Genomic DNA, 23863 nt, shown 5'->3' on the forward strand with positions numbered 1-23863 from the left:
AGGAGTCAGAGCGTGCCGGGGTAGATGCCGCCATCCAGCACCAGGTTTTGCCCGGTCATGAAGCCGGCGCGGGCGCCGCACAGGAATGCGCAGGCGTCGCCGAATTCGGCCGGGTCGCCGTAGCGGCCGGCAGGCACCGTGGCCAGTCTTGCCGCCAGCACGTCATCCACGGTTTTGCCGCCGTCGCGCGCGGCGCGTTCGGCGGTCTGGCGCAGCCGGTCAGTCAGGAACGGGCCGGGCAGCAGGTTGTTGATGGTGACGTTGTGCCGCACCGTCTGGCGCGCCAGGCCCGCCACAAAACCCGTCAGGCCGGCGCGGGCGCCGTTGGACAGGCCAAGAATGTCGATGGGCATCTTCACGGCGGCCGACGTGATGTTCACGATGCGGCCGAACCGGCGCGCGATCATGCCGTCCACCGTGGCGCGGATCAGCGCAATCGGCGTCAGCATGTTGGCGTCCAGCGCCGCGATCCAGTCTTCGCGTGACCATTCACGAAAATCGCCGGGCTTGGGGCCGCCGGCATTGGTGACAAGAATGTCGGGTTCGGGGCAGGCCGCCAGCAGCGCTTGCCGTCCCGCTTCGGTTGTGACGTCGGCGGCCACGGTGACGATGGTTGCGCCCGTCTCCTTGCGTAGCGCGTCGGCCGCCGCCTCCAGCGTGGAAGCGGTGCGCGCGGCCATCACCACGTCAACGCCTTCGCGCGCCAGCGACCACGCGCAGGCCAGGCCCAACCCTTTGCTGGACGCGCACACGAGCGCACGCTTGCCCTTGATTCCCAAATCCATGTCGAACCCCTTTAGTCTTGAACGGCTTGGCGGCCGGTGGCGGCCAGCGACAGGCCTACGCGCGCAACGGTGGCTTCGAGTTCAGCGGCGGTAACCGGGTCGATGCGCATGCCGGGCGCGCGCAAGGCGTAGCTCTTGATGGCGCCGCGGCGCTGGTACACATATTTGCGCAGCGCCAGGCCGATCTTGGGCTGGAATTCGTAGCGGATCAGCGGGCAATAGCGGTCGAAGATGGCGGCTGCGCCAGCTTTGTCACCGCGTGCGTAACGGTCGTAGATGGCCACGAGGATCTCGGGAAACGCAAACCCCGTCATCGTGCCGACCGCGCCCCGTTGCAGCTCTTCCAGGAAGTACACGCCGCCCAGGCCGCCGAAGATCTTCATGTCTTCGTCGGGCACCAGTTCGCGGATACGGCTGATCTTTTGCGCGACAGGCGGCTCTTCCATCTTGATCATGTGCACGCCGCCTTCGCGGCCCAGCCGCGCCACGACTTCGGGGCGGATCTCGGTGCCGAAGGAGTCCGGAAAGTCATGAATCACAACCGGAATCTTCACGGCGTCGGCCACCGCCTTGTAGTAGTCGAACAGCAGCGCGTCGTTGGCGTTGTCCAGCGGCGCGGCGAAGACGGCGGCGGCGCCCAGGTCCTGGGCTTCCCGCGCCTGCTCGATGGCGCCGGCGATGCCGTGGGCGCGCACGCCCACCCACACCGGCACGCGGCCGTCGGTATGCTTGACGAAGGTCTCCAGCACCTGCCGGCGCTCGACGTTGGACAGCTTGTGCAGCTCGCCCAGAAATCCCAGGATGGCCAGGCCGGTCACGCCCGTTTCCAGCAGGAAATCGACCAGCGTGCGGATGCTGTCGGCATCCACTTTCAGGGCGTCGTCAAAGGGCGTGGGGCAAATGGTGAAGACGCCTTTGGCGTCGATGGAGTCAGCCATCATCTCTCCGTCAGGATGCGTGAAAACCGAAAGCGAAAACAGCGTTTCGGATGTCATCCTAATGCGGATGTTTTAGAACTCCACTTGCTTTTTTATTGCGTGGGTATAACACCCAGTTAAGTCAAGGTTTACCCTTGGCAGGGTTTGCCTGGACGGGATTCGAGAGCTCAAAACCCTGTTCTTGCAGCGTGTGCCGCAAGACATCCACGAAGGCTTGCGCCAGCTGCGACAAGGGTTCGAATCGCGATTGCACCAGGTTCGCCGTCAGGATTTTTGCCTGGTTGATTGGACGCACGACGAAGTCTCCCTGCGTGCGGCTTTTGACCGAAAATTCATCCACGATGGCGATGCCGGCGCCGGCTTGCACGAGCGAACACGCGTTCTGCGGCGAGCTGACTTCCACCGCCAGCCGGCGCGTGTGTCCGGCCTCTTGGTACATCTGTTCAACCAGCATGCCAAAGGGTGTGTCGCCGCCGTACGAAATCAGCGGATACGGCAGCAGATCGGCGATGGACAAGAGCGAGCGGTGCGCCAGCGGATGGTTGTACGGGCAGATGCAGACCAGGCGCGCCTGGCCAATGGCTTGCGTGAGCAGGTTGGGGTGCTGGACAGGCAAAATCACCACGCCCAGCTCTGCGCGGTTATCCAGCAGCATCTGCGTCAGTGGCTGCTGGGTCAGCGGCTGGAACGTGATCTTCACGTCGGGATGCGTTTCGCGAAAACGCGTGATGGACATCGGAATCAGCATGTGGCCGATGCTGGGGCTGGACACCAGATGCAGGATGCCGCTGCGGCGTTCAGCCAGTTCGGATGCCAGCTCGCCCACGCGCCGTACGCCGGCGTACACCGCTTCAACCTCGCGGAACAACTGGCGCGATTCGGGCGTGGGGTAGAGCCTGCCCTTGATGCGTTCGAACAGCGCGAATCCCAATCGCTGTTCGGTGTGCGACAAGAGGCGGCTGACGGCGGGCTGCGAGACGAACAGGAGTTTGGCCGCTCCGCTGATCGTGCCGGTCGTCATGACCGCGCGGAATACCTCGATTTGTCGCAAGTTCAGTTGCATGGCGCGCACGCTGGGGTGGGGTCGCAAAAGCATAACAAAGGGTTAAGGGCAGTGCACAAATTGACATTGGGTGCTTATGCGGCGGCGCAGCTAGACTGACGCCGTATTTTGACCAATCCCTTGCCCCGCGCATTGCTCAGGACGGACGAATGGAACAGACCCTTTTTGTCATCAACCCGAATTCCACCCAGGCCGTGACGGACGCCTTCGATGCGGCGTTGGAACCTTTGCGCATGGCGGGCGGCCCCCGCATTCAATGCCTGACGCTGGCCGAAGGCCCGGCCGGCGTGCAGACGCAGATGGATGTGGAAAGCGTGACCTTGCCGCTGGCCCGGCGCGTACGCGAGCTGGACGCCGAATATGGCGCGGCCGCGGCGGGCTACGTCATCGCCTGCTTCAGCGACCCGGGCCTGCACGCCGTGCGCGAAGTCACGGCCAAACCCGTGTTGGGCATCAGCGAATGCGGCATGCTGACCGCGCTGACGCTGGGCCAGCGCGTGGGCGTGATCGCCATCCTGCGCCAGTCGCTGCCGCGTCACGGCCGGCTGTTTGGCGCCGCCGGGCTGTCGGGGCGCGTGGCCGCCGAGCTGCCGCTGGACCTGGCCGTGGTGGAATTGTCGGACGTGGGCCGCACCCGCGAACGGCTGCTGCAAGTGGGCCGCCGCCTGCGCGACGAGCACCTGGCCGACGTGCTGGTGCTGGGCTGCGCCGGCATGGCCGACTACCGGGGCTGGCTGCAAGCCGAGCTGGGGGTGCCCGTGGTGGAGCCCACGCAGGCGGCCGCCGCCATGGCCATTGGCCGCATCCGGCTCAATTGGCACGGCGCCTGAGGCCCCCATGCGCAACCCGGAATTGATCGAACGCTTATCGCATCTGGTGGGCGATAGCGGGCTGGTGCTGGATGCGGAAGGGCAGGCGCCTTACGTGCGGGATTGGCTGGGTAAATGGCAGGGCGGCACGCCTGTCGTGGTGCGCCCGCGCAACGCCACCGAGGTCTCGGCGGTGATGCGGCTGTGCCATCAAAGCCGTACGCCGGTGGTGCCGCAGGGCGGCAATACGGGCATGAGCGGTGGCGCAACGCCAGACGCCAGCGGCGCGCAGGTGATCCTGAGCCTGAATCGCATGAAGCGCATCCGCGAGGTGGACCCGGTCAACAACACGCTTTGCGCGGATGCGGGGGTGCTGTTGGCCGACGTGCAGCAGGCCGCGCGCGGGGTGGGGCGGCTATTCCCGTTAAGCCTGGGTTCCGAAGGCAGCTGCACCATCGGCGGCAACCTGGCCACGAATGCCGGCGGCACGGCGGTGCTGCGCTATGGCAATACGCGCGACCTGACGCTGGGCCTGGAAGTGGTGCTGCCTGATGGCCGGGTCTGGAATGGATTGCGCGGGCTGCGCAAGGACAACACCGGCTACGACCTGAAAAGCCTGTTCATCGGCTCGGAAGGCACGCTGGGCATCATCACGGGCGCCATGCTGAAGCTGTTTCCCGCGCCAGCCGGCCGCGCCACCGCGTGGATCGGGGCGGATTCGCCCGAGCAGGTGGTCAGCCTGCTGACGCGTTTGCAGACGGCCTGTGGAGACCGGCTGACCGCGTTCGAAATGATGTCGGCGCGTTGTCTGGATCTGGTCGTGGCCCATGTCAGCGGCGCGGTCAATCCGCTTGCCGCGCGTCATCCCTACTATGCGTTGCTGGAACTGTCCGACACCGAGCCGTCCGGCCTGCCGGCCATGTTGGAATCCGCGCTAGGCGCGGCGCTTGAAGCCGGCCTGATTCAGGATTGCGTGATCGCCACGAACGATACGCAGGCGCAATCGATGTGGCGATTGCGCGAAGGCATTTCGCAGGCGCAGGTGCGGGCGGGCAAGGCCGTCAAGCACGACATCGCCGTACCCATTTCACGGCTGGCGGCGTTTGTCGAAGAGGCCGACCTGGCGCTGATGTCGGAATTTCCCCATCTGCCCATCGTGAATTTTGGCCATATTGGCGACGGCAATCTGCATTACAACGTGCTGTTGCCGCTGGACACTACGCCTGCGGAACACGCCCGATTGACGGCCGCGCTGAACCGCCGCGTCCACGACCTGGTGGCGCAGCGCGGGGGCAGCATCAGCGCGGAACACGGGGTGGGGCAATTGCGCCGCGACGAGCTGCGGCGGTACAAGTCGCCCGTGGAGATGGATCTGATGCTGATGATCAAACGGGCGCTGGACCCCAACCAGCTGATGAACCCCGGCAAGCTGCTGTAGCGGCGCGGCGGCCGGACGGCGGCCGGGCATGGATCGGGCAGCGGGCGTCGGGCGTTGGACATCGGGCAGCGGGCGTCGGATATCGGGCAGCGGCCCTCGCCCCTTGATGGCCTTTGCGGCCGTGATCGGGAGCCGTGGGCGCGAATTCGCCAGAAATTTATAATGTCGGGCTAATCGGATAAATCCTACATGCCTGAATCCTCCAGCCCGCGGGCGCCCAAAAAGCCGGTGCCGCCATCCGAGGGCCAGAACGCGCCCCGGAACGCGCCCCGTATCAAGCGGAACGAGCCCCGGAACGAGTCCCCGAGCCAGCCCCGGAAAGACGCCCGGAACTCCACGGAAAACACACCGGAATCCACCGCCCCGGCCAATACGCCGCCGCGCGCGCCCCGGAACGCGCCCCGGCCCGAGCGCCCCATTCCCGTGGTGACGTACCCTGAAGACCTGCCCGTCAGCGCACGGCGGCAGGAGATCGCGCGCGCCATTGCTGGCCATCAAGTCGTGATCGTCAGCGGCGAAACCGGCTCGGGCAAGACCACGCAGCTGCCCAAGATCTGTCTGGAGCTGGGCCGCGGCCGCCAGAAGATGATTGGCCATACCCAGCCGCGCCGCCTGGCCGCGACGTCGGTAGCCAAGCGTATCGCCGAAGAGCTGAACACGCCGATGGGCGAAGTGGTGGGCTACCAGGTGCGGTTCAACGACCGCACCGGCCCGAACGCGTCGATCAAGCTGATGACGGACGGCATCTTGCTGGCCGAGTCGCAGCGCGATCCGCTTTTGCGCCGCTACGACACCATCATCATCGACGAGGCGCACGAACGCAGCCTGAACATCGATTTCCTGCTGGGCTACCTGAAGCAGTTGCTGCCGCGCCGCCCGGACCTGAAGCTGATCATCACGTCGGCCACCATCGACGCCGAGCGCTTCTCCAAGCACTTTGCGGCGTCCGAAGACAAGCCCGCGCCGGTGATCGAAGTGTCGGGCCGGCTATACCCGGTCGAGGTCCGCTACCGCCCCGTGCGCGAGGAAATGGCCGAGGACGACAACGCGCCCGCCGCCAAGCCGGGCCGCGACCGTGACCGCGAGCGCATGTCGGGCGACGAAGAACGCGATTTGATCGACGCCATTGTCGACGCAGTGGACGAGTGCGCGCGCCACGGCCCGGGCGATGTGCTGGTGTTCCTGCCCGGTGAACGCGAAATCCGCGAATCCGCCGAAGCCTTGCGCAAGCGCCATCCCGCCGGCACCGAGGTGCTGCCGCTGTATGCGCGTTTGTCGCAGGCCGAGCAAGAGCAGATTTTCCATCCGCGCACCAACGCGCGTCGCATCGTGCTGGCCACCAACGTGGCGGAAACGTCACTGACCGTGCCGGGCATCCGCTTTGTGGTCGATAGCGGGCTGGCGCGCATCAAGCGGTATTCCTGGCGCAACAAGGTCGAACAGCTGCGGATCGAACCGATCAGCCGCGCGTCGGCCAACCAGCGTGCGGGCCGTTGCGGCCGCGTGGGGCCAGGCGTGTGCATCCGGCTCTATGACGAGCTGGACTTCAATAACCGCGCCGCGTTTACCGACCCCGAAGTGCTGCGTTCGTCGCTCGCGTCCGTCATCCTGCGGATGAAGTCGCTGAAGCTGGACGACATCGAGCAATTCCCGTTTGTGGAAGCGCCGCCTGGGCGCGCCGTGGCCGACGGCTACCACTTGCTGCAAGAGCTGGGCGCCATCGAGCTGGCGTCGGCGGCGGACGACGACGCGGACAGCACGCGCACCGGCGCGTCTTTCGTGCTGACCGAAACCGGCCACGAATTGGCCAAGCTGCCGGTGGACCCGCGCATCGGCCGCATGATTCTGGCCGCGCGCGAACATCAATGCTTGTCCGAAATGCTGATCATTGCGTCGGCGCTGTCGGTGCAGGACGCGCGCGACCGCCCCATGCAGGAGCGCGAAGCGGCCGAGGCCGCACACGCCAAGTTCGCTGATGACAAGTCGGAATTCATTTCCTTCCTGAAACTGTGGCGCTGGTACGGCGAGCAGGTGCAGCACAAAGCGTCGCAGCGCAAGCTTGTGAATCTGCTGCGCCAGAATTTCCTGTCGCCGATCCGTTTGCGTGAATGGCACGACGTGCACACGCAGCTGTCGGCGCTGGTGGGCGAGCAGGGCTGGCGCGTCAATCAGGCGGAAGCCACGTACGAACAATTGCATCTGGCGCTGTTGTCCGGCTTGCTGGGCAACATCGGTTTCAAGAGCGACGAGGGCGGCCATTACCAAGGCGCCCGCGAAATCCGCTTCCATATTCACCCCGGCTCGCGCCTGGTGAAGAAGGCCGGGCGCTGGATTATGGCGGCTGAACTCGTCGAAACGACGCGCTTGTACGCGCGCTGCGTGGCGCGGATCGACCCGGTGTGGCTGGAAAAGGTGGGCGCCCATCTGATCCGCAAGAACTGGTCAGATCCGCGTTGGGAAAAGAAGGCCGGACAGGTGGTGGCCAATGAGCGCGCCACGCTGTATGGGCTGACGATCTACACGGGCCGCCGCATCCATTACGGCCGGGTCAACCCGACGCAGGCGCGTGAACTCTTTATTCGCCAGGCGCTGGTGCCGGGCGAGATTGATACGCGGCTGCCGTTTGTGGCGCATAACCGCAAGCTGATTGCCGGCATCGAAAAGCTGGAGCATCAGACGCGCCGCCCCGACATTCTGGTGGACGACGAACTGATCTTCGCCTTCTACGACCGTCAACTGCCCGCCGATATTTCGCAGACGACGTCGCTGGAAAAGTGGGTGTCCAGCCTGGACAAGGCCGCGGCGGCGAAGCTGATGCTGACCCGCGACGAGCTGATGCGCCACGAAGCCGCCGGCGTCACGACCGATGTGTTCCCCAAGAAGGTGGAATGGCAGGGCGTGTCGATGGCGCTGGACTACCACTTTGAACCGGGCTCGCCGCGTGACGGCGTGACCCTGTCGGTGCCGCTGTTTGCGCTGAACCAGATCGACCCGGCCCGCTGCGAGTGGCTGGTGCCGGGCATGCTGAAGGAAAAGGTTCATCTGCTGCTGAAGTCGCTGCCGCAAAAACTGCGCCGCCATTGCGTGCCGCTGCCCGATTACGCCGCCGGTTTCTATGACCGCTGGTTTGAACGGCAGGCGGACCCGCAGCAAGGTCTGGTCGACGCGATCATTGCGGATATGTGGGACCAGGTGCAGGTGCGCCCGGCCGTGGGCGACTTCAAACTGGAGACCCTGCCGGCTCACCTGTTCATGAACTTCCGAGTGGTCGACGAGCACGGCCGCATGCTGGCGGCGGGGCGCAATCTGGCCCAACTGCGCGCGGAATTCGGCAAGCAGGCGCAAGCGACGTTCCAGCAACTGGCGGCCAGCGATACGCAGGTGGCGCAGGCGCTGGCGCACGAAAACCTGACGACGTGGTCGTTCGGGCCGCTGCCCGAGATCATGGAGATCAAACGCCGCGGCCAGTCCGTCATCGGCTATCCGGCGCTGGTGGACCGTGGCGCGCATTGCGATCTGGATGTGTTCGATGACCCGGACGAGGCGCGCAAGCACCATCGCGCGGGCTTGTTGAAGCTGTTCCGGCTGGGCTTGCGCGAGCAGGTGAAGTTCCTGGAAAAGAACCTGGCGGACCTGACCAAGATCAGCATGCTGTACATGACGCTGGGCACGCAGGAAGATTTGCGCGACCAGATCATCGATTGCGCGCTGGGGCAGGCCTGCCTGGCGGAACCGTGGCCGGTGAACGAGCAACAGTTCGAGGCCCGCCGCACGGAAGGCAAGGGCCGGCTGGGGTTGTTGGCGCAAGAGGTGGCCAGGCTGGCAGGGGCGGTGCTGACTGAATACGCAGCGCTGCAACGCAAGCTGCCACAAGCCAAGCCGCACGCGTCGGCGTACGCGGATTTGCAGCAGCAGATTGGCGCGTTGATGCCAAAGATGTTCATCCGCGATACGCCGTATGCGCAGCTGTCGCACTATCCGCGCTATCTGAAGGCTGCCGTGGCGCGCATCGACAAGCTGCGCGCAGACCCGGCGCGGGATGCCAAGCTGGTGGCAGAAATGGCGCCGCTGGTGACGCAGTATCAACGGGCAAGGGCGGCACTAAAGGGGGCGCCTGATCCCCGATTGGATGAGTTTCGGTGGCTGCTGGAGGAACTGAGAGTGGCGTTGTTTGCGCAGGAGCTGCGGACGCCGATGCCGGTTTCGGTGAAGCGGTTGATGAAGAGTTGGGAGTCGTTGAAGCGGTGAGGTTTTTTGTGGGGTTGGGGGGCTGGTGTCGGACTATCGTAGATTCGTAGGTCTTCGTTGGTTCTTGGATCTTCTTCGGTTCTTGGAGCGTCGTTGCGCATCGTTTAGCTTCGTAGGTCGCCCGTCGGCGCGGTGGCCCTGACGGCGCGCGCCCACGATTGCGGTCCGGAGCCTTCGCTCCGGACTGCCCCGTCGTCATCTTCGTTGCGGCCTACGGCCGCTGCCTTCAGATTCCCTCGGGCGCATCGAGGTTGCGCACCGTCAGGGCCACCGCGCCGACGGGCTGCCGATGTCTTGGATCGGGGCGTCGCTAGGATTTGCCTTAATCACGAGTGCCGCGGGGCCCGCCGAGTGCCGGCCGCGCGGGCGGCCTTACTCGGCATACGCGTTGGTGGTCGATTGGGCGGTGGTCGCTTTCGCGGATTTGTAGAGTTGGGTGCTAAGGGGGCCTCCCGCAGTTTTTGGGGGGGAGAAAGGTGGCGCGCGGCGCGCACTGTCTTGCGCATGCCGACCCATTGCGCGCCACGCACCGGGGTTCAAGTGCCGGCTGTCATTCGTAGGATGGGAAATGCAGTCTGACACCGAAATTACCCATGCCGACCCATTGCGAGCCACGCACCGGGGTTCAAGTGCCGGCCGTCATTCGTGGGATGAGAAATGCAGTCTGAATGCAGATCCATGGAATGCAGATCCACCAGAGGAACGGACTTTCGCCCTAGCTGCTAAAAATGCAGTCTGACACCGAAATCACGCAAAAAAAAAAGCCGAGCAACGCCGCCACACGCGAAGCGAACCCTGCGACGACGCACCACGACGCGTAAGCTCCAAAAGGCCGCCCGCGCGGCCGGCCTGGAGCGGGCCCCGCAAGATCTTCCCCCCCAAAAAACTTCGTGGCGAGAACCCTAAGAAAAAAAACCGCCCCAGCTGACGTCAGATTGCAACTGACGGAGCCCGTGGCGTCGGGGGCCTGCGGTGCGCGGGGCGTCGATAAGCCCGAGGGAATCTGAAGGAACCCGCCGAAGGCGGGTGACGAAGATGACAAGGGGGCAGTCCGGAGCGAAGGCTCCGGACCGCAATCGTTGCCCCGCGCACCGCAGGCCCCCGACGCCACGGGCGTCACAAGAACCCTCCTCGTCCCAACACCCCTCCTCATCCCAACACCCCCCCCCAAAAAAACCCACAAACCCCAATTCAGACCCCCGTCATCTCGTTATGCTCCAATTCGCTGGCCCCTCAAACCGCGCCCTGGAACATCCTCAACATGTTCGAGTTATTCACCCCCCGGACTCGTTCGAAGCCCGGCTCCCGCACCACCCCGAATCGCTGGGACTGGGCGCTGTTACCCCTGGTGTTGGGCGTGCTGGCCGTCATGGCTTATGGCGCGTCGCAGATGAGCCGTCCCTTCGCCCTTGGTGAAGAACTGCCGATCTCGCTGGACCCGGTCTATCTGCCGTATTACCTGCTGCGCACCATCCTGCGGATGTTCACCGCGCTAGGCTTTTCCCTGTTGTTCAGCTTTGTCTTCGCCGCCATCGCCGCCAAGTACCGCACGGCCGAGAAAGCGATGATTCCCATGCTGGACATCTTGCAGTCCGTCCCTATCCTGGGATTCCAGGCCATCGCCATCGCGCCGTTCATCGCCTTGTTCCCCGGCAATCTGCTGGGGGTGGAATGCGCCGCCATCTTTGCCATCTTTACGTCCCAAGCCTGGAACATGGCGTTCAGCCTGTATCAATCCATGCGGACCGTGCCGGCCGAGCTGAATGAAGCCGCCCGGATCTTCCGGCTATCGGGGTGGCAGCGGTTCTGGCGCCTGGAGCTGCCGTACGCCACGCCTGGCTTGCTGTGGAACATGATGATGTCGATGTCGGGGGGCTGGTTTTTCCTGGTCGCGGCCGAAGCCATTTCGGTGGCGGGGCAAGACATCAAGTTGCCCGGCATCGGGTCGTACATCGCTGTGGCCATTCAGGCCGAAGACGGCCGCGCCATTGCCTGGGCCATTGGCGCGATGATGGCGGGCATCCTGCTCTACGACCAGCTCTTCTTCCGCCCGCTGCTGGCCTGGGCCGACAAATTCCGGTTCGAGGAATCGCAGGGCGACGCCGCGCAGCAGTCGTGGCTGCTGGACTGGACGCGGCGCAGCCGCTGGATGCAAGCCGTGTCGAACGCCTTTTGGGCCGCCATGCGGCGTGCGCTGGGCTGGTTCAGCGTGTCTTACGACGGCACCTCCATCCGCGCCCGCGCCAAAGCGCCCGATCCGCGCTGGACCCGCGTGTGGGATGCGTTGCTCGCCGCCGCCGCCTTGCTCGCGACCTACAAGCTTGTGGTGTTCGTGCACGAAGACGTGGGCTGGGGCGAAGTGCTGCATGTGCTGGGGCTGGGCGGCATTACGCTTGTGCGCGTCATGCTGCTGATCGGGCTGGCCTCGCTGGTCTGGGTGCCGGTGGCCGTCTGGATTGGGTTGCGTCCCCGATATTCGCAGCGGGTCCAGGCGGTGGCGCAGTTCCTGGCGGCGTTTCCGGTCAACCTGCTGTTTCCGGCCGTGGTGTACGTCATGGTGGCCTGGCAGTTGAACCCCAACATCTGGCTCAGCCCGCTGATTATCTTTGGCACCCAGTGGTACATCCTTTTTAACGTCGTCGCCGGCGCGTCCACCATCCCCAACGAATTGCGGCTGGCGGCCGACAACCTGGGGCTCAAAGGTTGGCTGCGCTGGCGCCGGGTCTATCTGCCTGCTGTTTTCCCCAGCTTTATCACCGGCGCCATCACCGCCAGCGGCGGGTCCTGGAACGCCAGCATCGTGGCCGAATACGTGTCCTGGGGCAAAACCTCGTTGGTGGCCGACGGTCTGGGCAGCTACATCAAGCAGATGACCGAGCAGGGCGACTTTCACCGTATCGCGCTGGGCATTGGTGTGATGTGCGTGTTCGTGATGCTGTTGAACCGATTTTTCTGGCGCAAGCTGTATCTGCTGGCCGAAGACCGCGGCCGCTAGGAGTTTTCATGAATCCCAACGTCCTGATCGAACTGCACGACGTCGGCAAGTCGTTCCGCGCCGCGGATGGCACCGCGCGCCATGTGCTGGAACACGTGGACTTTACGCTGAAGGAAGGCGAGATCGTGGCCTTGCTGGGCAAGTCCGGCTCGGGCAAGTCCACCTTGCTGCGCATCATGGCCGGGCTGGTCAACGCCGACCAAGGCACCGTCACGTACCGCGGCCAGCCGGTATACGGGCCGGCGGCGGGCATTTCGATGGTGTTCCAGTCTTTCGCGCTGTTCCCGTGGCTGACCGCGCAGCAGAACGTCGAGCTGGGGCTGGAAGCCCAGGGCGTGCCCGCGGCCGAACGCGCGAAGCGGGCCGACGCCGTGCTGGACCTGATTGGCCTGGGCGGTTTCGGCGGCGCCTTGCCGCGCGAACTGTCCGGCGGCATGCGCCAGCGCGTGGGCATCGCGCGTGCGCTGGTCATGAACCCCGACGTGCTGCTGATGGACGAAGCGTTTTCGGCGCTGGACGTGCTGACCGGCGAAACGCTGCGTGACGACATGCTGGAGCTCTGGGACGAAAGCCGTATTTCGACCAAGGGCATTCTGATCGTGTCGCACAACATCGAAGAAGCCGTGATGATGGCCGACCGCATCATTGTGTTCGACAGCGATCCGGGGCGGGTCCGCAGCCAGATCATGATTGGACTGCCGCGTCCGCGTAACGCCGATTCGCCGCAGGTGCGCGCGCTGATCGACGAGGTCTACGCGCTGATGACGATGCGGCCAGCGCATGGCGTGCCCACGCCGCGCCAGCAAGGTCTGGGCTATCGCTTTCCGCAAACGGAAGTCGACCGCATGGAAGGCGTGCTGGATGTGTTGGCCGAGGCGCCGTTCAATGGCCGCGCCGACTTGCCCAAACTGGCCGAAGAGGCCGAGATTGCGGACGATGACTTGTTGCCCGCCTGCGAAGCGCTGGGCCTGTTCGGCCTGGCGCAGATTGATCGGGGCGACATCTTTCTGACGCCGCTGGGCCAACGCTACGTGCAGGCTGATCAAAGCCAGAAGCAGGCCATCTTTGGGCGCCAATTGCTGGCGCACGTGCCGCTGGCCGCGCACATTCGCCACAGTCTTGAGCAAGAGCCCACGGGCGCCTTGCCCGAAAAAGACTTCCTGAATTCGTTGGAAGAATTCTTGAAGCCCGACGAGGCCGAGCGGGTGCTCAAGATTGCGGTGGAGTGGGGCCGTTATGGCGAGATCTACGGGTACGACTACCACACCGGCCTGTTGACGCTGCCGGAGCGCGAACCGGTCTGAGACCAGGTAAAAAAGAAAGCGGCCCCTCGCAGGGGCCGCTTTCTGGGGCTGGCCGAAGCCCGCCGTCCGGGGTTTACAGCGCGATGAAGCCGATGATGACCAGCGCGATCAAGCCAAACTTGGTGGCTTTGTAGACGGTGCGGTTCCAGGCCTTGAAGGCCTTGCGCTTCTGGTCGATGACCCAGTGCGCGTGCGTCAGCTTGTTGATGGCGCCGGTCTGGTCATTGCCGTCATTGGGCGAGCTGGCGGCCGACATCACCACGCGGCCAAACCAGCGGTTGAAGGCTTCGGCCCAGCGCCACTTCAGCGGGCGTTCGACGTCGCAGAACAGGATGATGCGGTTCTGGTCGGTGTGGTTATAGGCCTCGTGCACGTAGGTTTCGTCGAACACCACGCTTTCGCCATCGCGCCAGCTATAGGATTCGCCGTCGACGATGATGTGGCAGCGGTTGTCGTTCGGCGTGATCAAGCCCAGGTGGTAGCGCAGCGACCCCGCGAACGGGTCGCGGTGCGGGTTCAGCTGGCCGCCCGGGGGCAGCTCGGCGAACATCGCGGCCTTGACCTTGGGCAGCGTCTTCAGAATGGCGACCGTCTTGGGGCAAAGTTCTTCGGCCGACGGGTGGCGCGCGTCATACCACTTCAAATAGAAGCGCTTCCAGCCGTACTTGAAGAAGGAGTTGAAGCCGATGTCGTTATGGGTGTCGGCCGCCTTGATGCGGCGCAGCTCGGCCATGTGCACGGCTTCTTCGCGGATCGTCTCCCAGTTGTCGTCCAGCACCTTGAGTTCGGCGATTTCGCTCGTCGTCAGGTAGGGCGTGGAAGGCACACGCGAGGTCAACACCATGAAGGCGTTGATCGGGGCCAGCAGCACCGAGTGGTCCAGCATTTGCCGGCCCAGCGGCAGTTTGACTCGGCCTCGGAAGTGGGCGAACAGGATGGCGGCCAGCCAGATCCCGGGGATTAACCATTTCATACGTATTCGTCGTCCTGGGACAGAAGGGGTCAGGTCTACCTAGTATTGTTACACAAGGTCCGTGGTGCGCCCTTTGCGGAATCTCAGACGCATCGGCTTGGACCGTGATCCCTAGGTACAATTCCCGCTATGTCCGAAGCCGTAACAAACCCGACCCCCTTTGTGCATCTGCGCGTTCACTCCGAGTTTTCGGTCGTGGACGGCATTGTGCGCATTTCCGACCTTATCAAGCGCGTCGCCAAGCTGGGCCAGCCCGCCGTGGCGCTGACCGATCTGTCGAACCTTTTTGGCCTGATCAAGTTCTATAAAGGCGCGCGCGGCGCGGGGGTTAAGCCCATCGCGGGTTGCGACGTCTGGCTGACCAATGACGACGATCCCGCCAAGCCGTTCCGCTTGCTCTTGCTGGTGCGCAACCACCAGGGCTACCTGAACCTGTGCGAGCTGCTGTCCAAGGCCTTCCTGACCAACCAAGGCAAGGGCCGCGCCGAAATCCGCCGCGAATGGCTGCAAGGGCAAGAGGGCCTGATCGCCCTGTCGGGCGGGCGCATGGGCGACGTGGGCCAGGCGCTGGACGCCGGCAACGCCGTCTCCGCGCTGGCGCTGGCGCGCCAATGGGCGCACCTGTTTCCGGGCAGCTACTACATTGAGCTGCAACGCGCCGGCATGGATGGCGACGAAGCCTACACCCAAGCCGCCATGCGGCTGGCGGGCGAAGCCGGCCTGCCGGTGGTGGCCACGCACCCGGTGCAGTTCCTGGACGAATATGAATTCCAGGCGCACGAGGCCCGCGTCTGCATCGCCGAAGGCGAAATACTTGCCAACCCGCGCCGCGTGCGCCGGTTCACCAAAGAGCAATACCTGCTCAGCTCCGAAGAAATGGCCCGGCGCTTTGCCGATGTGCCCTCGGCGCTGGCCAACACGGTTGAAATCGCCAAGCGTTGCAACCTGAGCCTGGTGCTGGGCAAGCCGCGCCTGCCCAACTTCCCCACGCCCGACGGCGTGACGCTGGACGACTATCTGGTCCAGCTGTCGGAAGAGGGCCTGGAAAAGCGCATGGCGTTCCTGTTCCCCGACGAGGCCGAACGCGAATCCAAGCGCGAGCAGTACTACGAACGCCTGCGCTGGGAATGCAAGACCATCATCCAGATGGGCTTTCCCGGCTACTTCCTGATCGTTCAAGACTTCATCAACTGGGGTAAGAACAACGGCGTGCCGGTGGGGCCGGGACGGGGGTCGGGCGCGGGCTCGCTCGTGGCGTACGCGCTGGGCATTACCGACCTGGACCCGATCCGCTATGACTTGCTGTTCGAACGCTTCCTGAACCCCGAACGGGTCTCCATGCCCGACTTCGATATCGACTTCTGCCAGGACAACCGCGAACGCGTCATCGACTACGTCAAGGAAAAATACGGCCGCGCCGCCGTGAGCCAGATCGCCACCTTCGGTACGCTGGGCGCGAAGGCCGTGGTCCGCGACGCCGGCCGCGTGCTGGACATGCCCTACATGTTCTGCGACGGCCTGTCCAAGCTGATTCCGTTCAACCCGATGGACCCCTGGTCGCTGGAACGCACCCTGAAGGACGAACCCGCCTTCAAGGACCGCTACGAGCAGGAAGAAGAAGTGCGCGCGCTGGTCGACCTGGCCAAGCCGCTCGAAGGCCTGACCCGCAACATCGGCATGCACGCAGGCGGCGTGCTGATTGCGCCCGGCAAGCTCACCGACTTCTGCCCGCTGTATTGCCAGCCGGGCCAGGAGAACAGCGCGGTGTCGCAGTTCGACAAGGATGACGTCGAAGCGGCCGGCCTGGTGAAGTTCGACTTCCTGGGCCTGCGCAACTTGACCATCCTGGACTGGGCCGTGCGCTACGTGCGCCAGTTCAACGCGGACAAGCGCGACTTCGACGTCATGGCGCTCGAACTCGACGACCCGGCCGCCTACAAGATTCTGTGCGACGCCAACACCACCGCCGTGTTCCAGCTGGAATCGCGCGGCATGAAGGAACTGCTGAAGAAGCTGCGGCCGAACACGTTTGAAGACATCATCGCCATGCTGGCCCTGTATCGTCCGGGGCCGCTGGAATCGGGCATGGTGGACGACTTCGTCAACCGCAAGCACGGCCGCGCCGCGGTGGACTACTTCCACAGCGACCTGGAAGGCACCCTGAAGAGCACCTACGGGGTCATCGTCTACCAGGAACAGGTGATGCTGATCTCGCAGATCATCGGGGGCTACTCGCTGGGCGGCGCCGACCTGCTGCGCCGCGCCATGGGCAAGAAAAAGCCCGAGGAAATGGCCAAGCACCGCGAGCTCTTCGAGCAAGGCGCCAAGGAAAAGGGCCACGACCCGGACCTGGCCGTCAAGCTGTTCGACTTGATGGAAAAGTTTGCGGGCTACGGCTTCAACAAGTCGCACTCGGCCGCTTACGCGCTGATTTCCTACCAGACCGCCTGGCTCAAGGCTTATCACCCGACCGAATTCCTGGCCGCCACCATGTCGTCCGATATGGACGACACCGACAAGGTCCAGATCTTCTGCCGCGACGCCCAAGACAACGGCGTGGAAGTGCTGCCGCCGGACGTCAACTTTTCGGGTTACCGCTTTGAGCCCGTGGCCGACAAGCACACCGAAAAGGGCAAGCCGCCGCGCACCATGCGTTACGGCTTGGGCGCCGTCAAAGGCACGGGGCAGGGCGCTGTCGAAGACATCCTGCGTGCGCGCAAGGAAGGCGGCCCGTTCCTGAACCTGTTCGACTTCTGCCGCCGCGTCAGCAAGAACGCCGTCAACCGCCGCACGATCGAAGCGCTGATCAAGGCGGGCGCGTTCGACACCATCGAACCGAACCGCGCCGCGATGCTGGCCTCGGTGCCAACCGCCATGGAAGCCGCCGAACAAGCGGCCCGCAGCGCCAACCAGGCGTCCCTGTTCGGCGACGACAGCAGCGATGTCGTGGCGGGCGAATTGGCCAAGGTCGCTCCGTGGGACCTGCACAAAAAGCTGACCGAAGAAAAGTCGGCGCTGGGTTATTACTACAGCGGCCACTTGTTCGATGCGTGGCGCGACGAAGTGCGCCGCATCGTGCCGATGCAGCTGGCGCGCGTGGAACCGCAACGCGACCTGCAATGGATGTGCGGCGTGCTGGCCAGCGTGCGCGTCATGATGACCCGCCGCGGCAAGATGGTTTTCGCGGTGCTGGACGACGGCACGGCGCAGGTGGAAATCTCGGTGTTCAACGAACTCTACGAGAAGCACCGCAACCGCTTGCGCGAAGACCAATTGGTCATCGTGCAGGGCAAGGTCAGCAACGATGACTACTCTGGCGGCATGCGCATCGTGGCCGAACAGCTGTACGACCTGCAATTGGCCCGCGAAGCGCGCGCCAAGTCGCTGCGCGTCACGCTTAACGGCTCGGCCGACGCCGCGCGTTTGCGCCAGATGCTGAACCCGTTCCGGGCGGAACCCGAGAACGGCATCCCGGGCGTGCCAGTCGATATTGTCTATACCAAGAATAATTTTCTGTGCACGGTCCGGCTGGGCGAAGAGTGGCGGGTTCGCATGGCCGACACCCTGCTCGACAATCTGAACGCCTGGACCAAGCCCAATGGGGTTGAGGTGACCTATTGATGCGACAACTGCGTATCGTGCATTCTGAAGCGGCCACCAGCTTTGGCGGTCAGGAAGGGCGGATCTTCAAGGAAATGACGGCCATGCGTGCGCGCGGCCATCATGTCGAGGCCATCTGTCAGCCGCGGGCCATGCTGGTCGAACGCTTGTCGGATGCCGGGTTTACCGTGCACACAGTCGACATGGATGGGCCCGTCAACTACGTGAAGGGCGTGGCCGCCGTGCGCCGCATCCTGAAGGAAGGGCGTTTCGATGTGCTTAATACGCACAGCCGCCGCGACACCGTCATTGCGGCGATGGCCGGCCGGCTGGCGGGTACGCCCCTCATCGTCCGCACGCGCCATCTGTCCAACAAGGTGGGGTCGATGTGGTCCTATACGTGGCTGCCGCATCGGGTCACCACGGTCAGCGACCACGTGCGCCACTACCTGATTGAGCGTGGTGTGCCGGCAAACCGGGCGGCGACCGTGTATTCGCCCATCGTGCTGCCGGCGCCGGTCGAACACTCGACGTTGCGCGATGAACTCGGCCTGGCCGATGACGACATCGTCGTGGGCTGCGTGGCCGTCATGCGCGCCACCAAAGGCCACAAGGATCTGATCGACGCCATGGTTCCGCTGATGGCCAGCCGGCCCAAGCTGCACCTGGTGTTCGTGGGTGGGGGCTCGCCGGTGTTTGAGCAGACGCAGGACTACGTCGCTACCCTTGGCCTGCAAGACCGCATCCACCTGATGGGCATGCGTCGCGATGTGCCGAATCTGCTGGCGGGGTTTGACATATTCGCGCTGGCCACTCAGCAGGAAGCGTCTGGCACGGTGTACGTCGAAGCCCAGGCGAGCGGCCTGCCGGTGATCGGCACCAATGTGGGCGGCGTGTCGGAAATGTTCCGCGATGGCGAGACCGGCATACTGGTGCCGCCGAAAAATCCCCAGGCGTTGACCGACGCTTTGCAACGGCTGATTGACGACCCGGCCCTGCGCCGCCGCATGGGCGAGGCCGGCCGCAAGATGGTCTGGGAAGATGGGGTGTTTTCGCCCGCCCGGCTGGCGGAGTCGACCGAAGCCGTGTATCTGAAGTGGCTGGCGGAGCGCGGCGCATGAATGCGCCCAACGTCCCTGTGCTGATGTACCACCATGTCACCCCCGCGGGCGGCATGATTGCGGCGACGCCAGACGTCTTCGAGGCGCAGATCTCGCGCCTGGCGCGTGCGGGTTATCAATCGTTGTCCGCGGCGCAATTCGCGGCGTATCTGGCAGGCGGGGCCGCGCCCGAGCGTTCCGTGCTGATCACGTTCGATGATGGCTATCTGAACAACTGGGTGCACGCGCATCCCATCCTGGCGCGCCATGGCATGCGCGCGGTGTTGTTCACCATCACCGGCTGGATCGGCGATGGCCCCGTGCGGTCGCATGCCGGGCAGGGTGGCGCCTTGCCCGCCACGCCCGATCACGACGCCTGCAAACAACTGGTGGCCGCGGGCCGCACCGACGAGGCCATGCTGCGCTGGAGCGAGATCGAAGCCATGCAGGCGGCCGGCACGTTCGAATTCCATTCCCATACGCATACCCACACGCGCTGGGACAAAGTCTGCGGCGCCGATGTCGACGCCAAGCGCGCCCATATTGCACAAGAATTGCACGACTCGCGCGACACCCTCGTGCGCCGCCTGGGGTCCGTCAGCGATCACCTGTGCTGGCCCCAAGGCTATTTCGACGCCGACTATGTGGATGCGGCGCGCCAGGCAGGCTTTGCGCACTTGTACACTACCGACCCTTTTGGCCAGAACACCCCCGGCGCCGACCCCGAACACATCTATCGTTTCGCGGTGCGCAATCAAGGCGGAACCTGGTTGAACCGGCGCATCTGGCTGTCGCGCGACCCGTTCTGGGGGCCGCGCTATCACGCCTGGAAAGCCTGGAAAAAGCGTCTTAGGAATCGCGGATGAAGCTATCAGTCATCATCATCACCAAGAACGAAGCGGCCAATATTGCCGCCTGCCTCAAGTCCGTGGCCTTCGCCGACGAATTCATCGTGGTGGATTCGGGCAGCACCGATGGCACGGTCGAACTGGCGCAGGCGCTGGGCGCGCGTGTCGAGATCACGCCTGACTGGCCTGGCTTTGGTCCGCAGAAAAATCGCGCGCTGGACTTGGCCACCGGCGATTGGGTGCTGTCCATTGACGCCGACGAGCGCGTCACGCCCGAGCTGGCCCGCGAGATCCAGGACGTGCTGGCGAACCCGCGCGCCGACGCCTACGAGATCGCGCGCCTGTCCAACTTTTGCGGCAAAGATATCCGCCATAGCGGCTGGTGGCCCGACTACGTCTTGCGCTTGTTCAAGCGCGGCACGGCGCGGTTTACGGACGCCGCCGTGCATGAACGCGTGGTGCCCGCCACGGGCCAGCCCCTGAAGATGCAGGGCTATTTCAATCACTACCCGTACGACAACCTGGACGCGCTGATCAACAAGGTCAACCGCTATTCGTCGGACGCCGCCGCGATGATGTACGCGAAAGGGCGGCGCACCTCGGTCTTTGGCGCGGTGGGCCATGGCTTCTGGACGTTCGTGCGCATCTACCTGATCCGTCGTGGCTTCCTGGATGGCCGGCATGGTCTGGTGCTGGCGGTGACGGCGGCGGCGGGCAGCTTCTTCCGCTATTCCAAGCTGATGTTCCTGGCCGAGAAGCAGAAGTGAAAATCCTGTACACGAACTTCCACGCCAACAACGGCGGGGGGCACGTCACCTACATCATCAACTTGGCGAAGGCGCTGGCGCGCACCCACGAAATCACCGTGGCCGCGCCGCCCACGAGCCGGCTGTACCGCTACGCGCGCGCCATTCCCGGCGTGACGGTCGTAGACATGCTTTACACCACGCGCCCGTCGTCCTGGTTCAAGGACCGCGCAAAGTTGCGGCGCCTGATCAAGACAGGGCGCTTCGACATCATTCACGCCAACGGCTCGGCCGACCACAAGCAGGTCATGCTGGCCACGCTGGGCATGGCGCGCCGCCCGCGCATCGTCTTCACCAAGCACAACGATCATCCGCTTGCCAGCTTCGGCCACAAGATGCGCGTGGCGCTGGCCACCGACCACGGCATTGCGGTTAGCGATTACGTGCACGGGCTGATGCAGCAATCGCCTTACAGCAAGCGTCCCATCACAACCATCCGCCACGGCATCGACACGAATTTCTTCGCGCCGCCGCCGCCCGAAAGCCTGGACAAGTTGCGCGGGCTGATCTTCGGCGCCGACTGGCAGGGCAAGCTGTTGCTGGGCAGCGCGGGCGGTACCGATTACGACAAGGGTTGGCTGGACCTGGTGGCGGCGGTTGCCGCCTTGCCGCCTGCGGACAAGGCGCGCGTGCTGCTGATGGTGGCGGGCGACCCGCCGTCGGAAGCCAAGCTGGCGCGCGTGCGCGAACTGGGCATGATCGACCAAGTGCGTTTTCCGGGCCTGCTGGATGATGTGCGCGCCGCGCTGGCGTCCTGCCACGCCGGCTTCGTGTTGTCGTACCGCGAAGCGCTGTCGTTCGCCTGCCGCGAGATCATGGCGCTGGGCTTGCCCGCGCTGGTGACGAACGCGGGCGGCCTGCCTGAAAACGTCACCGACGGTGTTGACGGCTGGATCGTGCCGGTGCGTGATGTGGCCGCCATGACGGACAAGCTGCGCTTCATGCTGGACCATCCGGACACGGTGCGCGCGATGGGCGCAAAGGCCCGCGAAACGGCCTTGCGCGACTTCAACCTTGATCGTTTCGCCGCCGCCACAGTCGACGTCTACCAGCGTACGCTGGATGGACGCCGGGGCCTATAATCCGGCCTATGTCTATCCCCATTCTCATGTACCACCAGATCGGCGAGCCCAATCCGAAGGGCACGCCGTATCGTGGGCTGACCGTGCACCCCGACAGCTTCGCGCGTCAAATGCGCTGGATGCGCCGCTTGGGGTATCGCGGCTTGTCGATGCGCGACGTCATGCCTTATGTGCGCGGCGAACGTCAGGGCAAGGTGTTCGGCCTTACGTTCGACGATGGCTATCGCAACGTGCACCAAAACGCGATGCCCGTGCTGAGCGAACTTGGTTTTACCGCCACCAACTATTTCGTGGCGCACCAGTTCGACGGCGGCAACGTCTGGGACTTGCAAAAAGGCATTCCTTTTTCGCCGCTGATGACGGTGGGCGAAATGCGCGAATGGGCCCAGGCCGGCAACGAGGTTGGCTCGCATACGCTGGACCACGTGCACTTGCCCGAAATGTCGCCCGACGAGGCGCGGCGCCAGATTGTCGAATCCAAGGACGAGCTGGAACAGGCGCTGGGCGCGCCCGTGACGGCCTTCTGCTATCCCTATGGCGATCACGGCCCCGAACACCGCGCCATGGCGCGCGAGGCCGGCTACGACAACGCCACGCTGACCCAGCGCGGCCTGGCTGCGGCATCCGACGATCCCTTCGGGCTGCCTCGGGTGACGGTGGCGCGTTCCACCAACATCATCCGCTTCCTTCAGAAGTGCCTCACCCGGTATGAAGACACCCGCCGGCGCCGCTGAGCGGCGGCTTCGCATCGCGCTGTTGGTCGACCGCTTCGGCAACCGCTTCGGAGGCGCCGAGGCTTATGGCGTGGAGCTGATGCGGGTATTGGGCCAGCGGCACGATGTGTCCATCGTCGCGCGCGATTTCGACAGCGACCTCCCGTTTCCGTTTCTGCCCGTGCGCTTTCCGGGCTGGCTGCCCAGCTGGATGCGCGTGCTGTATTTCGCCTGGCGCGCCGACCGCCTCACGCGCGGCCGCTTCGACATCGTGCACTCGCATATGAACGGCTGGGCCGGAGAAATCCAGGTCATGCATGTGACGCCGGTTCGCTACAACCGCGTCACCCGCGTCAAGCCGCTCAAGCGCGTCACCGCCTGGCTAAGCCCGCGTCTAGCGACCTATCTGCTGCTTGAAAAACTGCGCGTGCGCCGTGCGTCCAGCCGGCGCGTGGTGGCGGTGTCGGGCTTGATCATGGACCAGTTGCACCGCAGCTACGGCCAGGAATTGCCCGTGGATATCATCGCGCCCGGAGTCAAGCTGCCGTCGGAGGATATGGCGGCGGGGCGCGAGGCAACCCGCGCCCGTCTGGGTTGGGATGCCGGCACGGTCGGCTGCCTGCTGGTGGCGCGCAACCCCTTGCGCAAGGGCTTGCCCGCCTTGCTGGATGCGCTGGCGCAGTTGCCGTCGCATTACAAGCTGCTGGTCGTGGGAGCCGATGCGCCGACCCGGGATCGGGTCCGTGCCGCCAACGGTATCGCGCACCGCGTCACGCTGGTTGATCCCACCCCTGAAGTTGCCCAGTATTTCAGCGCGGCGGACATCTATGCGCACCCCACGCTGAACGACAGCTACGGCATGGCGCCGCTGGAGGCGATGTCGCACGGGCTGCCGGTCGTGGTCAGTTCACCGGCGTACTGCGGCTTTGCGCAGTACCTGTCGGCGGGCAAGGACGCGCTGATCCTGCAAGATCCGCGCGATGGCGCGCAACTGGCGCAGGCGTTGGAACGGCTGGGCTCCGAACCGGCGCTGCGGGCGGCGTTGACCGAGCGCGGCCTGGAGATCGCGCGGGATCAAAGCTGGGAAACGGTGGCTGCGCGGTACGAGGCGCTGTACGAAAAGGTGCTGGACGCGCGCAAGCAGGGGTGACGGTGACGGCA

At 64.7% G+C, this 23863-nt stretch carries 16 protein-coding genes; 12 read left to right on the forward strand and 4 right to left on the reverse strand.

All coding sequences use genetic code 11. From position 1 onward, the window contains the following. Nucleotides 1-5 precede the first annotated feature (5 nt). The 3 genes from ACFZAI_RS12105 to ACFZAI_RS12115 all read right to left on the reverse strand — a co-directional run bounded on the left by ACFZAI_RS12105 (nucleotide 6) and on the right by ACFZAI_RS12115 (nucleotide 2786). A complete protein-coding gene (locus ACFZAI_RS12105) occupies nucleotides 6-785 on the reverse strand; it encodes an SDR family oxidoreductase (protein ID WP_391567065.1) in 780 nt (259 codons plus the stop codon). Between the two features lie 11 nt (nucleotides 786-796). Beyond that, nucleotides 797-1723: a dihydrodipicolinate synthase family protein gene (locus ACFZAI_RS12110; RefSeq protein ID WP_391567066.1), complete on the reverse strand. Its 927-nt coding sequence runs from the start codon at nucleotides 1721-1723 to the stop codon at nucleotides 797-799. Between the two features lie 121 nt (nucleotides 1724-1844). Continuing rightward, on the reverse strand, nucleotides 1845-2786 hold the full coding sequence (locus ACFZAI_RS12115) for a LysR family transcriptional regulator (RefSeq protein WP_391567067.1): 942 nt from the start codon (nucleotides 2784-2786) through the stop codon (nucleotides 1845-1847). A 149-nt stretch (nucleotides 2787-2935) separates the two neighbouring features. Between ACFZAI_RS12115 and ACFZAI_RS12120 the strand changes: the two genes are divergently transcribed. The 5 genes from ACFZAI_RS12120 to ACFZAI_RS12140 all read left to right on the forward strand — a co-directional run bounded on the left by ACFZAI_RS12120 (nucleotide 2936) and on the right by ACFZAI_RS12140 (nucleotide 13580). Next, on the forward strand, nucleotides 2936-3616 hold the full coding sequence (locus tag ACFZAI_RS12120; RefSeq protein WP_391567068.1) for an aspartate/glutamate racemase family protein: 681 nt from the start codon (nucleotides 2936-2938) through the stop codon (nucleotides 3614-3616). Nucleotides 3617-3623: 7 nt separating this feature from the next. Then, nucleotides 3624-5033 carry an FAD-binding oxidoreductase gene (locus ACFZAI_RS12125; protein ID WP_391567069.1) on the forward strand — a complete coding sequence of 470 codons (1410 nt, stop codon included), beginning with the start codon at nucleotides 3624-3626 and terminating at the stop codon, nucleotides 5031-5033. Between the two features lie 189 nt (nucleotides 5034-5222). After that, nucleotides 5223-9281, forward strand: coding sequence for an ATP-dependent RNA helicase HrpA (gene hrpA, locus ACFZAI_RS12130; protein WP_391567070.1), 4059 nt, complete (start codon nucleotides 5223-5225; stop codon nucleotides 9279-9281). A gap of 1261 nt (nucleotides 9282-10542) precedes the next feature. Beyond that, complete coding sequence (locus tag ACFZAI_RS12135) at nucleotides 10543-12276, forward strand: ABC transporter permease (RefSeq protein WP_391567071.1); 1734 nt, start codon at nucleotides 10543-10545, stop codon at nucleotides 12274-12276. An 8-nt stretch (nucleotides 12277-12284) separates the two neighbouring features. Next, on the forward strand, nucleotides 12285-13580 hold the full coding sequence (locus tag ACFZAI_RS12140; RefSeq protein WP_391567072.1) for an AAA-associated domain-containing protein: 1296 nt from the start codon (nucleotides 12285-12287) through the stop codon (nucleotides 13578-13580). A gap of 73 nt (nucleotides 13581-13653) precedes the next feature. Here ACFZAI_RS12140 and lpxO read toward each other — a convergent pair whose 3' ends face one another. Continuing rightward, nucleotides 13654-14553: a lipid A hydroxylase LpxO gene (lpxO, locus tag ACFZAI_RS12145; protein ID WP_391567073.1), complete on the reverse strand. Its 900-nt coding sequence runs from the start codon at nucleotides 14551-14553 to the stop codon at nucleotides 13654-13656. A 129-nt stretch (nucleotides 14554-14682) separates the two neighbouring features. On the opposite strand from lpxO, the gene dnaE reads away from it, so the two are divergent. Genes dnaE through ACFZAI_RS12180 form a run of 7 tightly spaced genes read left to right on the forward strand, consistent with a single transcriptional unit; the run spans nucleotide 14683 to nucleotide 23852 of the window. Then, nucleotides 14683-18174, forward strand: coding sequence for a DNA polymerase III subunit alpha (gene dnaE, locus ACFZAI_RS12150; protein ID WP_391567074.1), 3492 nt, complete (start codon nucleotides 14683-14685; stop codon nucleotides 18172-18174). Next, the gene (locus ACFZAI_RS12155; RefSeq protein ID WP_391567075.1) at nucleotides 18174-19274 is read left to right on the forward strand and encodes a glycosyltransferase family 4 protein; all 1101 of its coding nucleotides are present in this window, start codon (nucleotides 18174-18176) and stop codon (nucleotides 19272-19274) included. Before dnaE ends, ACFZAI_RS12155 begins: the two co-directional genes overlap by 1 nt. After that, the gene (locus ACFZAI_RS12160) at nucleotides 19271-20119 is read left to right on the forward strand and encodes a polysaccharide deacetylase family protein (protein ID WP_391567076.1); all 849 of its coding nucleotides are present in this window, start codon (nucleotides 19271-19273) and stop codon (nucleotides 20117-20119) included. The genes ACFZAI_RS12155 and ACFZAI_RS12160 overlap by 4 nt, the downstream gene beginning before the upstream one ends. Beyond that, complete coding sequence (locus ACFZAI_RS12165) at nucleotides 20116-20868, forward strand: glycosyltransferase family 2 protein (RefSeq protein ID WP_391567077.1); 753 nt, start codon at nucleotides 20116-20118, stop codon at nucleotides 20866-20868. Before ACFZAI_RS12160 ends, ACFZAI_RS12165 begins: the two co-directional genes overlap by 4 nt. Next, nucleotides 20865-21989, forward strand: coding sequence for a glycosyltransferase (locus ACFZAI_RS12170; protein WP_391567078.1), 1125 nt, complete (start codon nucleotides 20865-20867; stop codon nucleotides 21987-21989). Before ACFZAI_RS12165 ends, ACFZAI_RS12170 begins: the two co-directional genes overlap by 4 nt. 8 nt (nucleotides 21990-21997) lie before the next feature. Continuing rightward, entirely contained in the window at nucleotides 21998-22723 is a 726-nt protein-coding gene (locus tag ACFZAI_RS12175) for a polysaccharide deacetylase family protein (protein ID WP_391567079.1), read from the forward strand. After that, complete coding sequence (locus tag ACFZAI_RS12180; RefSeq protein ID WP_391567080.1) at nucleotides 22698-23852, forward strand: glycosyltransferase family 4 protein; 1155 nt, start codon at nucleotides 22698-22700, stop codon at nucleotides 23850-23852. The genes ACFZAI_RS12175 and ACFZAI_RS12180 overlap by 26 nt, the downstream gene beginning before the upstream one ends. The last annotated feature ends 11 nt before the right edge of the window (nucleotides 23853-23863 follow it).

Origin of the sequence: Achromobacter sp. NPDC008082 (genome assembly GCF_042957345.1) — a bacterium.
GTDB classification, from domain to species: Bacteria; Pseudomonadota; Gammaproteobacteria; order Burkholderiales; family Burkholderiaceae_B; genus Achromobacter; species Achromobacter kerstersii_A.